Source organism: Candidatus Sulfurimonas baltica, assembly GCF_015265455.1.
In the GTDB taxonomy this organism is placed as follows: Bacteria; Campylobacterota; Campylobacteria; order Campylobacterales; family Sulfurimonadaceae; genus Sulfurimonas; species Sulfurimonas baltica.
This window is the reverse complement of sequence record NZ_CP054492.1, coordinates 1188273-1202166: the sequence shown is the minus strand read 5'-3', so window position 1 is coordinate 1202166 and position 13894 is coordinate 1188273. Positions and strand designations below refer to the sequence as shown.

Here is a 13894-nt window from a genome sequence, read left to right as displayed (position 1 = left end):
ATTTTAAATTTGGTGTCATATTATATACTCTCTTTTAAATAACTATCTTTTGTTACAACTAAGTAAGAAGTGGTTTTGTCAGAAACTATGTTTATTGACTTTTGCATTAGCTTTTCTTTCACTTTCTCTTCATCAACCCTGTTTTGCCATTTGCACTCTATGAAGCAGATATTTTCATCATCAAACGCGACTATATCTATCTCTTCTTTGTTGTTCCACCAACGACCGACTTTCGTTGGTATAAAATCTAAGTACTTTTTAGGATTTTCTAAAATATCTTCAACTACATAGTCTTCAAACGCGAAAGAGACAAATCTATCATTAAAGTTTAACTCTATCTCATCTAACACAGCTCTTTTTTGCTCTATCTCTAAAAAGTTATAGTTTTTAAATACATAAAAAAACCAAAAGTTTAAAAATTTATCTTTTATTTTATAGCGACCAAATTTACTCTTTAGCGGATTTGTTTCAGTTACGGGAACCTCTTTTTCAATGATGTCCAACTCTATAAGTCTTTGCATATATTTTGTTAGATATGAAGAAGCCAGTCCAAGGGATGCGCCTATATGACCTATCTTAGTGTTGCCCTTTGAGATGCTTTCTAGTATGGAGAAGTAACTTCTAGCATCTGAAATCTCATCTTTAAGTAAAAAGTTCCCCTCACTGTAAAGATATGAATTTTTATTTAAGATCTTCTGCTCTATATTTTGCATAAAATCCATAGATGAATCATACTCATTTAGATATTTTGGAATACTGCCAAAAGATGCGTAAATCTGCATTAGCTCTAGCTTTGTAGATCCTGGCAAGAACTCTTGCAAGTAGTTAAATTTAATGGCTTTTATATGAAACTGTGAAGTCCTTCTGCCATAAAGTGGAGCATTGTAAGCAAGAACTTCTGAGTGCATCATAGAAAGAACCGAGCCACAAAGTATGAGGTGAATATTTGAATTTATGAGACTCATATCCCATATTTTTTGTAACTTTGATGAAAAGGTTTTGTCTAACTGCGTTAAGTACTGATACTCATCTATAACTAGAACTAACTTTTTTTCAAGTTCAAGAGTTGCTAAAAACTCTAATGCCTCTTCAAAACTATCAAACTTTAAATGTTTGGCGATTGACAATGGAGCAAATTGTCGTATTTGCTGAGTAAATGCTGATAGTTGAGAGTTTAAATCACTTAGTGTTATATAGAGATATATGCTAGGTTTGGATTCAATGTACTTTGATAAAAGTGAAGTTTTACCAACTCTGCGTCTTCCATACATAACGCTAAAAGTAGCATCACTTTTTTTATACTCATCTTCAAGCGCTTTAAGCTCATTGGTTCTATTAACAAACATTATGTTCTCCAACATTATAATTTATATCATAATTATATCTAAATAAAAACTTCTAAGTTTTCAGAAAATAGACTAAGTGGCTAGGGTTGAGTAAACTCTTTGAGCACGCCGATGAATTGCTTTATAAGGCTAAAAACGGCGGACGCAACCAGGTTAAAGTTAATACGGATTAGATGATTACTTTATGAGTAATCATCCCGTCAAGCATATAATCTATTTTATCAGCTACGTTATCAAAACATTTGTCTGACACATACTTAAAGGTTGTTATAGTGATTCTATCTGAACCTTCCTCCACATATATTTCTTTATCAGCGGACATATTTACAATTATTTTATAATCAGTAATGTCTTCAATAGAATTAAATAAACTATCTTGAAATGATATAGTCACTGATAATGATTTAGGATAAGCACTAGTATCTATATCCTCAACTTTAGGAGGAGTTTCCATTGTAATTAAATTTATTGAAGAATTTTGAGTAAAAAAGTATTTATTAAATTTCAAAAATAAATTTTCTACTTTTGTTGGTGTGATAAAGAAAAATTCACAATTTTGGAAATGTATAAATTTTGGAAATTCAGAATCTGCAAAAAACTCAACATTATCCTTATCTGTTTCATACACTATTTTAGCATTATCGACAACGAAAAAGCTAATACCTTCGTTATCTACTTTTTCCATATCGGATACAAGAGTTGTCATATCGGTGTATTTCCCGTTGTAAGACTCTAATGTAAACTTACGAGCAATCCAATCTTTTTTATCTTCAGTATTTAAAAAATCAACACTTATTTCTGGTTGAACTGCACGTTTTGGCTCCTCTTGTGCTTTAAGCACTTCTTGGACTGGATTTTGATGTTTTTCAAAATTTTTGTCTCTTTTATTTTTAGCTTCTTGAATTTCTTGGGCTGTTAATCCAGTTGAAGCCAACAGCTCGTCTGTGATAGTTCCATCAGTACGGTAGGCCTTTTCTGTATTAAGTCTAACGATAAATTTTTCTTCAAAGTCATCAATAAAATCTTCTTTCTTTTCTAATACGATATTTATAAAATTAAATAAAATATTAAAAACATAATCTGTAGTTTCCAAAATATCAATATTATGCAATAGGTATTTAAATTGATTTATACCAAAAATAGTATTGATAGCAAAAGCAACGTTGTAATATTCTACTATCTGCTTGGCATTGTGTATATTTTTATAATTATCAAAGAAGTCTTTTAGATGAATATTATATTTGTCAGTATCTGTTAAATACTCTCTATCATCTTTATCTAGACGGTCCTGTATATGTATCTTAAATGCAGTGTCAGAGCTATTCATCGCAACCCTGAATCCACTTCCAGCCAATAAATGTACTAATCCTGCATCAGCATTAATCTCTTGCTCCCCATCAAATATAAACCAATCTGGCAAATCAGATATATGTTCTTGTAAGAATTTAAATTCTTGAGTAGTTAATAAACCGTTGATTTTTAAAAAAGTTTTTTTCATTGTGTCTTCTCCTTGTTAATAGAAAATTATATTATATAGACACGACAGCATATGTCATTATTATTGCTTCCATAAAATATCATCAATAGCTATTTTTATACTCTCGGCATAGACCTCATTAAAACTATCATTTTCACCTATTCCTTTAAAAAATGGAAATTTATCTAAAGCACTCTCCCCTACTGGGTAAAAACCACCTGTATGTTCCCAGTACTTTAAAGATTTCCCTTTCATGATGTGTACATACGGTTCGCTGTTGGTTAAAACATAAAAATATACGGGTATACCATCTTTTATAAAATCAGAGTACTGTACATGTAGTTCTGCGGAGAACTCTTTTAAAAAGTCGTTTGATACATTTTTTCTGTATTTTACTTCCACAAAAGAAGCATTGTCTTGACTTGGATGAACTACTAAAAAGTCTGGCATATACTGCATACGATTTTTTAACGACTGAATACCTTGTTTATCACTTTTAAGTTTTGCAAAAGCCGGAGACAACTCTTCTATACCAACTTTGTTGACATGGCATCCCATCAACTCAAAATGGTGTTTGCAGATTAGTTCTGCATAGTCGCCTTTAATTTTTTTTATATTAAAATTATTGGTATCAGTTGACATTTTATACCGCCTTCAATCTTTTTTTGAAACATATCCTGCTATCACTTAATCAAATATTTAAAATTTTCATATTATGATTGTTAATTAACTTAAAAATTCTATTATAGAAGGACTTTCACAGAATAAAGCATACTCCAATGGTGTATGTCCCCATGAAGTTTTTTGGTTGATATCTACTCCATATTTTAATAAAAGTTTCACCATTTCTAAATCTTTATTAAGAATTGCGAACATAAATAGTGATCCTTCCGGAAGAAAATCAAAGATTTCCGAATGTGCACCATTAATTAATAAGAATTTAACTATATCAAGTTGTCTTCTCTTCACAGCTTCAACAATTGGTATTTTAGGCTCGGCATAACTGTCAATCTTAATATTCATATATTCATGTATTATATCTTCCTCTGATGCTTCTATCAAAAATTTTACTACTGAAAGAGAGTGAGCATAAATTGCTTCTAGAAGATGTTCTGATGATATATCCATCCCAGTTCCTTCAAAAATCATCGAATCCAACATATCTATATTTTCATTTTTTATCGCCTCTAAAAACTGACTATTTTGATTTTCTATTCTCATGCCGTATTTTATATTTGCTTTTTGATTCATCTCGTGTGTAGTTAATTTTTGATAATCATCAAGTGAATTTTTATTATATAAATCTCTAAAAATAGAAACATTTAACTTTCCATTATCGAAACATTTATTTAATTGAGCAATATAATCCTTAGTTATGACTCCAGAGTTTTCAAAAATATTATTATAAATTCCATATGGGAAATTCTCTTGCGCATTAAACATATCTGTTATTAGTACATTTAATTCATATGAAAAGCTAGCTTCATACAACTCAAAACATGTATATATTGTTATATACTTTACTATATCAGCAAAGCTTTCATTTTTCATTGAAAACCTTACTAGTATTGCAAGTTCTATTAAAAACTCCATATATTTACTAGAATTTTCAAGCTTTTTTGTATATTCGTATAAAGAATCTATAGTACTATCATTTGAAAAGTTTTCTACAATAAATTCATAAATCCTTTTATCCATCTCTTCATATGTTGCATTCCTAGAACTTAATTTTCTAAGTTGTTGTTCATAGTACGTTTCATCACCAATATACGTTGCAGCATCCCATTTATCATAAGCTTTTTTAGTATACCATGCTAATTCGTTATTTTCTTCTAAAGCTTTAATTTGATGATTTAAAATTACTTTCTTTAACTCTTCAAAATCATCCAACTTATACAAAGCCCATGGTAATTCATTGAAGCTTCTTTGCGTAATTAGATGATTTTCTAAATCAAAATAGTAAGCCAATTCTTTATGCAGATTTTCTTTCTTATCTTCATAATACTCTTTTTCTATAGTCTCAGCTATAATCCTATGAAAAGGTGTAATAAGCTTCTCTCCATCTATAAGTCTCTCATTTACAAATGGTCTTAGTTGTTCTGATAGTCTTGCCCATACAGATATGGGAAATCTTCTTACTTTAACTCCGCCAATAGTTAAAGTTAAATTATTGTTATTTTCTTCTTTCTCAAGACTTGAAAGTATATCTTCATCATGACTAAGTAAGTCTAGTAATTCACTTTCACTTAGTCCATCTCTTGAAGCGGATATAAGACCTAGTACTTTATGCACAATAGCTTTATCATGATGGAATTTTGTTGTTAAATTATCTATAAACTCTTTGATTATTTTTTGAATTCCGATTGCAAGTTCTTCCTTTTCATCTGTTTGTTTCCAAGTCTTGATCTCTTCAAACGCTATCTTTAAGTATAAAGGTGAGCTATTGCTCTCTTTTAGTTTTCTAATGGCATATTTGTATTGTGCATCGGTTAAACTTCTCTTTTCTTTTTTTAGTAACTCATCTAATATCTCTTTTGCTACATCTTCATCTATAGGTTTTATCTCAAGTTGATTAGCTGTATCTATGTTTGTCTTTAATAAATCATAGTAATACTCATACCCTTTTTGGTCAAGCATTGATAGAATGATTTTTAAATTACTTGGTAACTCTAGTGGTAACCACTTTAAATGGTTTTTATCTTGTAGTTGGTCTAATGCGTCCAAAATGATTACTGTTGGTTCCATTAAAGTCTCTAACAATGCTTTTATCTGAACATTAAACTCATCATCATCTTCTTCAAATTTTTCTGGCAACTCTAGTCTGTCTTGCTCTGCTAAGTCTGTGATGAGTAATTCAAGTAGAGTTCTTATATTTGAAGAGGATGCTGTAGCTCCTATGAACCTATAGACTATAGTATGTGTCAAGGCCTCTTCTACTTCATCTATAGCTTTTGCTATAAAAGAAGACTTTCCTATACCTGATATACCGTGAACTATAAAAGGTTGTGTACATGTATTATTGATATAGTTTTGTACTTGTATTAGTTCTTCTTCTCTTCCAAAGAAAGTGTCTGTTTTTAATATTTTAAATCTTAGTTGTTCTGATTGTTCTTGTTTAAGAGCTGAAACTTCTTTTGTGTCTATTTGTTTATCTATAGCTTGTGTTAATTTCCCTATCATAAACTTTTCAAACTCACATAGGTGCTTTTTATCTACAAATGGTTTCTTTATGTCTGTTGAGAGTTTTACTGTAGATTCCAAAGTGTTTTCTTTAGATAGTGCATCTATAAGTTGCTCTTTAAATACTGTGGCTTTTGTTTGGTCTTTGTCTATAAATAATTTAGCTGGCTCTTGTGATAAGTCTAGTGAATCGATATTGGTTATTTCACGCAAGAAACCAAAGACATAATCTTTGTCTAGTTCTGGCAAGTTTTTTTGTTCTTTTTCTAAATCTGTTTGAAGTTTTTGTTGAAACTCTGTTGGATTTAAATATTGTAATATTCCCTCTTCAACTTCCGCTTCTGTCGCTGACATAAAGTATTTATTATATTGAGCTGTGTTTTCTTCAAACAGTTCTTTTGCTGCTGTTTGAAGTATGTCTCGTAGTTTATTTTCTTCTTTTTCCCACTCTTTCCAATCTTTGTATTCCCCATTAGGATCCCTTTTCTCTAGGACATAAGCATGAGAACTATTATTTAGCATTAGATGATTAGTGTCTTCCACGTACCATTTTTCTAGCATTGATATAGCTACACTGTTATCCGCATAAAATTCTAAAATAGACTCAAATTCATCTTTTTGAATAGCATAAGGAAGAGATACCCACCCATAACGATTACCTGTCATAATTAAGAAGTTTGGATGTGGATAATGTTTACATGCTTTTACTTCATTTAGACATAATTTTAGAGTTTTTTGGTCAAGTTGAGCTTCTTCACTAACTCCCCAGCGTAGGTCAACTGGTTGAAATGTATAACCTTTATCATTACAATACTTATCTATCTTAGGGAATACTTTTTCATGTAATACTTGTCGTTCTTCTCGAAAGTCATTGAATGGTGAGCTTATGAAGAGTCTGAAGGTTTTTGCATTGGCCAAGGAGAGTCCTTTTGAATTTTATTTATTTTTTCATATTGATGCTAGTAGTAATGTCATCTGAATTACAAAAAATGTTTCCATTTTAATTCAATAATGTTAGTATCCTTAATATTTCTAAACATAAGAATATATTTGGCAGGTACTTTTGGTAATTCTGTTGCTAAACTATGTAACTTGTCAAAACCACCTGTTGTATCAAAAACCCCATTCACTTTAAAATATAAAACACTCAAAATAGTTTTGAGATAAATTGAATGATGTTTATACTGCGTATGCATCAGGGCATCCAATTGAAGCAGTAATCTATCGACTGACTTTGATGAAAGGTTTCTAATATTATTTTTAATCATTGATGTAATAATTCTTAATAGTAATATTTCATCATCATAAACTTTAGCGAAAACATTTTCTGTAAAAATATTTTCGGCAGTTGCAAGATCTGCACTTTTTAAGGCTTTTTCAATTTTTTTTATATTTTGAGCTTGTTCTTGTTCTGATAGATTTGAAGAATAGTTCTTACAATTTTTCAACCCATTTTTTAGAACATCCTTTATGTTTTCTACAATGAACTCAACCTGCTTTTGAATCGCATCCTTAGACACATCTAACCATTGTGATTTAGCCAAAAGATAAGCAAATCCGTCTTCTGCTCCATTTTCGAGCGCATCATCTAGCTTAAAAGGGAGTATTATCCGTCTGTTATTTGAAGCAAGCTGAAGCTCATTTAGAACTTCTCCTGAGCCTTGCATATTTTCTTTTTTACTGCCAACAGAGTATTTTGAAGCAAGTAACAAGAATATCTCACACCCTGTAATTGCGGGTGTAATAGTTCTAGCATAGTGCTCACCAATTCCTATCATATTGGGGGCGAACCAATTAGTTATATTGTTCTTTTGCAAGGCATCTGAAATAGCTGTTGCTAGCTCAGAGTCATAACTATTATATGATATAAATATAGACTCACTCATAGCTATTAAGTATTATCTTCAATAGTTTTATGATTACGAACTTGTGCTCTAATATTTTGGATAGTTTGATCTGCCTTATTTAATTCTTGACTTGCAACTTTATTTACTATAATAGTGTCATTTTTTCTTGAATTGATTTGACCTTCAATCATTTCAATTTCATCTTGTTTCTCATCTTCGTCTAAAGAATCATCTGATTTTATCTCTTCTAGTTTTTCTTCCAGCTCTTTAATTTGAAGTCCTCTTTCTTCTAAGTCTTCATCAGAAGAAAATTGATTTTTCAAATTTTTCATTGTTTCTGGATTAATGATAGTAAGATTTATTTTATCTCCACTCGAAACTTGCAGTGAGATTTCAGTTGCAGAGTATTCATCACTTTCACTAAAAACAATACGTTCAACTTGTTTTTTAGACATATTTGTTACATCTTTATAATAATAAGCATGTGATTGTTTTGATATATATTCATTTTTAATAAAATCATAATAAGTGTTAAAGACATCAATTTTATCTTTTGTTAAAAAGATAAACTGAATATATTGAACAGCAAAAAGTATATCTCCATCTTTCGTTGACCAAAACGACATTTCATTGTGAGAAGTAATTTTCTTACTCATTGAATCATTTGTTTTATCTTGAATTTTTGACCAATCATGTAAAACGATAGCCTCACGATTATTCGCACCAGTTATATCAGTAAACTCAATGTCATCTTTTGTAATACCACACTCTTCTAAAGCTAATTTTTCTATTTCATTATTTATTTTACTTTTAATAATCTCTTTAGCCTTAAGCCCAGAATAAAGGTTTTGATCTTTTAAAACAGGTATTTGTTTGATAATTGAATCTCTGTATTCAACAACTGATTTAAGCCACTGCTTCGTTGCCTGCATTAACATGTCAATTGTATTGATTTTTTCTTTTTTTCTATGTAATAACAACAATTTAGAAAACTTACTTTTCCATATCATTATAAAAACTACAAACAACACAAATGGCACCAAAACTAGAACTGGCATATTGCTTGGCAAAACTTTATATAACATTCCAGCCACAATTAAAGCAAACGAAAAGAAGGATAAGGATACTAAGATAGCAATTATTTTTTTTATTTTAATAGTTGAAGCAATAAGTAAATTTACTTCATCTAATTTCATTTCATTTTCTTTTATTTCATGCATTTTCTTTCTGTATTCTTTTACAGATTTTTCTTCTTTTTTTAGAAGATTATGAATCTGATTAAAAATAGGACGATTAAAAAAATTCCATAAGTATTTTGTGTCATCATCTTGTAATTCTATATCATTTTTTAAAATTACTTCTGAAGGTATAAACACTTCTTTATAGTCTGGATTATTTACATGCATAAAATCCATTATATTATTTTGTTTTTTTTGATTCTCAAGCTTTTCTTTTGTTTGTATAAAGGTTCTTGTTAAGTTTGCTAAGTCAACTTTGGAAGATGAATATTTTTTACCTTCAAAATCATATATGCAAATTTCATTATTTTCATTGACAAATGCAAAAGATTTTTCATCTATTGTTAAAAAGTCTTTACTAAAAGAAAATTTATCATTTATTGTGGCTACTTTTTCTCCGCTGCTTGACCAAAGTTCTATGATTTCTGTGCTTGTTCGTGTTAAACAATAATCATTTCGTAAGAATCTCCATGCAGTAAAGAAAGTTTTTTGATTCTGGAATGTTATAACGCTATTTCCAGTATCGGTATATACTTTCAAATCTCCATCTTTCGTAATAAAAGACAGATAACTCTGATCTAGTTCAACATCATCAAATGAGCTAACTTTCAAGTCAAATGTAGCAAGTTTTCTTCTATATTTAACACTCCATAATACAACACTTTCATCTTCTAATAATGCCAATATTTTTCCATCACCAATTTTACTAATTCCTACAATGCTATTTTCACTCTCAAATGTAGCTTGCTTTCGCCCTTTTGCGCTCCAAACAATCATAGTATTATCTTTTGAAATAGATAAAAATTCTCCACCATCAAGGTTAAGCAATCCTATCACTTTTTCACTGTGACCAACTAATTCTTTGGGTTCAAAATCACCCGCCTCTCGAAGATACAGTTCACCATCATAATTAACTTCCCAATTATTACTAAGTTTTATCCTCATTTTTTCTTTATCATTATCATTAAAGTAAATTTTTTCCATTTATAGCGCCCTATGCTTGTTGATTTTTTTCTAATACTATTTTTGTTACTTAAATTATTTCATCTTACTGTGACAGCTTATGTCATTAAAGTTATAAGTTCAGCTTCATTCACTATCTCTTTTTCTTGAAGTAGTTTTGCAAGTGCTGACACCTTGTCCCAATGCTCATTTATTAATATTTGCGTTTTTTCCTTTGCTTCATTTAACCACAATTTTAGTTCCGCTTCTATCTCCTTTTCAAAAAGTGAATCTTCTTTAAAATTAGATACATTTATATAACCTGTACTTTCACCCATTCCAAGTGTTGCTATAGCATAGTGAGCATATTTTGTTGCCATGTTTAAATCGCTTGAAGCTCCGCTGTCAAAGCCCTCTTCACCATACTCTTTTAGTTGTGCTTCTCGTCCTGCAAATGCAATGCAGAGTTTATTTTTTATATCTTGACGAGTCAAACTACTTAAGTCTGCGTCTTGATCGTATGATACAAACCCTAGTGCGCCACCTCTTGGGACAACTGTAATCTGCTCTATTTTAGCTTCTGGCATTAAAACTATTGAGACTACAGCATGCCCTGCTTCATGTATGGCTGTTGATTCCATAAGTTTGTCTATAGATTTATGAGTTATTCTTGAGCCATGTTTGATTATGTTTATCTGCTCTATTAAAATATCTTGAGTAATATTCTCAAGGGAATGTCTAAAAACATAAAGGACACTCTCTCTTGCAACCTTTTCCAAATCTGCACCTGTCATACCGGCTGTATATGTTAAAATCTTCTCTTTATCGAATGAACCTGATATTGGTTTTTCTAAAATCTTATCTATAAAAAATTCCCTAGCTGCACGATCAAGTGAATCTATCTCTACATGTAAGTCAATTCTTCCTGAACGAAGTATTGCAGGGTCTATTTTTTGTTTTAAGTTTGTTGCGGCTATTACAAACACCATTTCATCTGCACTATCAGAGAAACCATTTAATTCAGTTAGGAACTGATTGATTATTACATCAAATCTAGAACCATCTCTCGTTCCAATAGCATCTATCTCGTCAATAAAAACTATAGCTGGTGCATATTCTCTAGCTTTTTTAAAGATTTTTTTCATAAGCTCTATATTTAGTATTTCTGTGCCTGTTGTTTGTATGAAAGGCAAGTCTGCTTCGTTTGCAAATGCTTTGGCGAGCATAGTTTTACCCGTTCCTGGAACACCATAAAGAAGCATTCCTTTTGGCGCACCTACATTAAACTTGTCCAGTTTTTTAGGATCTTTTAGTATATTTATTACTTCGCCTAGTCTTTTTTTCGCGACCGCATGTCCTGCCACATCTTTAAAACTGATAGATGGAACGGTAAATACTAAACCTTCTTCACCACTAAAATCTACTGACCTTGAGAGTTTTTTACGCACAACATCGCTAAATGTAAATGTGAGAACTCCAGAATCAAAATTTGTAGCTAGTTTATATTTAAATGTTTCATTTTTTCTGAAGATATTATGCAGAAATTTTATTTGAGCTTCACTATTTAAATCTAAAAGTTCAGACTTTAAAAGCTCAGAGGAGTGCTTGTCTATCCTAAAATCAACTCGGCTTATAAGACTGTCATTCGCTCTTACATAATCAGTAATCAAATCAAATATTACTAATGGTAATTTCGATTTTAACTTACGTACATCTACTTGAGGGGCAAATGAAAGCAGTAGTAGAGCAATAATACTATCAAATGTATCATACTCAATATCGATGCCATATATTGACTCAAAATTAGCCTGAACCTCTAGAACTTTAGTTTTAGTAATATTTAACAGCGCATCAAAAGGTAATTTATTAAAAAGAACTATTTGACCTTGTGAAAGTCTTGAGAGTAACTCTGGACTTAATGCTTTTCTTGAATCACCCTCTATTATTCGCTCTTCCCTGCCTATTGCATCTATAATAGTGCTATTTGCTTCAAGGGGGTTTTCCTTCATGAGCTGCACAAAGTCGCTGTTATTGTAAAGTTCTGAACCCAAGTTTGATGTAAATACAACGATAGTATTTTTAAAATCTATAATCTCGCCAGTAAAACCGTCTTCTGCCTTGCCAGATGATAACATCATTAAAAAGTTCGAAAGCACATCAGGATGTGTTTTTTCTATCTCATCAAAAACCACTACTGAGTTAGGATTTTCTTTTACAAATTTTGTGAGTTTACCTTCGGTTGCATCAGTGTAACCCTTTTCTAACCCAAACAGCCCAAACCCATCCTTAGAACTACTATACTGAGTCATGTCAAAAATCTTAAAAGCATCGTACCCTTCTAGCTGGTCAACTATAAGCTTTGAGAGCATAGTCTTTCCAGTAGCTGGAGGGCCAAGAAAAAAGTAAATAGCTTTTGGGGTGTCTGTAGCTATGTTATAACTGGACTCAACGATTTTATCACAAACTGCTTCTATGGCTTGGTCCTGTCCATACACCTGTGATTTAAGAGATTCTTCTAGTTTAGAAATATTCTCTTTAACTTTTTTAATGCTATTCGTTTTTTCTACAAAAATTTTAGATACTATAGCCGTCATTGCAAAACCATTTGATTCCAAATACTCTTTGAACTTTTTTACTTCATCATCAAACGGTACGACATTATGTTTTTTAACATTTTCGATACTTTCTTTTGAAACTTTGCTTGTCAAACTTGGTTCTATGCTTAAGTACTCATAGACAAGTTTTCTAACATTTGGATCAATCAATTCTAAAGTTGAAAGTGCCTCTTTAAAGTACTCTAGTGAAATAGCAGATGCATTAGCATCAATCGCAAACTTTTTAGCCGTTAAAAATAGTGTTCTCATATAATTCCTTGTAACAGTATTTCAAAAGGCTAAAGAGGTAACAAGAATCTAATTAATTCTTATTGCCTCTTTAAAAAAAATTATTCTAATTTTATTAAATTCCATCACTATTTGATGAGTTTCTCAACTCGCCAATCATTTTAATAATTTCAACGGTTCCAGATTCCAATACTTTAACTATTCTTTTAAATTGCTTTTCTGTTAATGTGTTGTCTTCCAAAGGAATTTCAATTGTATAATTTATTTGATCCTCGTTGCTATCATAATCCCATGTTCCAAACTTAGTATTTGAATTATGATCCAACAATGATTCAAAAAGAACACACTTATCTATCCCTGTAGCTTTTATTGAACCGATACCGTTTGTAAACTGTATTAACTCACCATTCTCTAATAAATAAATAATATAACTATTTTTATCTTCTAATATATTATTATATTTACTAAATGCTATAATTGAAACAGTATCACCGCTATCTGACTTTATAATACTACCGCCAATTTCATCTATGTATTTTGTTACTTCTTCTATGCTTATCGCCATTTTTTCTATCCTTTTATTTTTTTGTACCGAGGAATAATAACAGTAGCTATTGACACCTTGTGTCATATACTAATATAAAAATTCTTTATTACTTAATAAATTATAAATAATTTTATTTAAATAATTAAAAAAGTATATTATGTTACATAAAACTAAATTTTATGTTCTTACTGTCATTCACCACCCACTTAACCAGATTTATAAAGGTTTAAATACGATGGTCCAAAAAACTCAATAAGTTGAAATTAAGATTGTAGGGGGAGGTAAGAAGGTGTTTCTTTAGTTTAGAGGGGTGATCTCTAAATTAGTGGTTAATTTTTTGAAGCCTTATTATGCTTATAGTTAACCACCAATAAAACTTTCTCATTATCAAAAGAATGACGTGTATACCATCATGGCATATCGGCCGCATACTTTATTGAGCTTCTCTTGAAAAGTATAATGTTGCTTTCTTTA

8 protein-coding genes are annotated in these 13894 nt (G+C 30.6%); all 8 read right to left on the bottom strand.

Annotated features, from left to right (window positions below; all coding sequences use genetic code 11):
- Nucleotides 1-20 precede the first annotated feature (20 nt).
- Nucleotides 21-1346, bottom strand: a complete 1326-nt coding sequence (locus tag HUE88_RS06055) for an ATP-binding protein (RefSeq protein WP_194372095.1) — start codon at nucleotides 1344-1346, stop codon at nucleotides 21-23.
- Between the two features lie 169 nt (nucleotides 1347-1515).
- On the bottom strand, nucleotides 1516-2844 hold the full coding sequence (locus HUE88_RS06050; protein ID WP_194372094.1) for a hypothetical protein: 1329 nt from the start codon (nucleotides 2842-2844) through the stop codon (nucleotides 1516-1518).
- A gap of 60 nt (nucleotides 2845-2904) precedes the next feature.
- Nucleotides 2905-3465 carry a hypothetical protein gene (locus HUE88_RS06045; protein ID WP_194372092.1) on the bottom strand — a complete coding sequence of 187 codons (561 nt, stop codon included), beginning with the start codon at nucleotides 3463-3465 and terminating at the stop codon, nucleotides 2905-2907.
- 84 nt (nucleotides 3466-3549) lie between these two features.
- The gene (locus HUE88_RS06040) at nucleotides 3550-6921 is read right to left on the bottom strand and encodes an ankyrin repeat domain-containing protein (protein ID WP_194372090.1); all 3372 of its coding nucleotides are present in this window, start codon (nucleotides 6919-6921) and stop codon (nucleotides 3550-3552) included.
- Between the two features lie 62 nt (nucleotides 6922-6983).
- On the bottom strand, nucleotides 6984-7889 hold the full coding sequence (locus HUE88_RS06035) for a toll/interleukin-1 receptor domain-containing protein (protein WP_194372088.1): 906 nt from the start codon (nucleotides 7887-7889) through the stop codon (nucleotides 6984-6986).
- 5 nt (nucleotides 7890-7894) lie between these two features.
- Nucleotides 7895-10072, bottom strand: a complete 2178-nt coding sequence (locus HUE88_RS06030; protein ID WP_194372086.1) for a WD40 repeat domain-containing protein — start codon at nucleotides 10070-10072, stop codon at nucleotides 7895-7897.
- Between the two features lie 77 nt (nucleotides 10073-10149).
- Nucleotides 10150-12894, bottom strand: a complete 2745-nt coding sequence (locus HUE88_RS06025) for an AAA family ATPase (protein ID WP_194372084.1) — start codon at nucleotides 12892-12894, stop codon at nucleotides 10150-10152.
- A 94-nt stretch (nucleotides 12895-12988) separates the two neighbouring features.
- Nucleotides 12989-13438, bottom strand: a complete 450-nt coding sequence (locus HUE88_RS06020) for a hypothetical protein (protein ID WP_194372082.1) — start codon at nucleotides 13436-13438, stop codon at nucleotides 12989-12991.
- Between the last annotated feature and the right edge of the window lie 456 nt (nucleotides 13439-13894).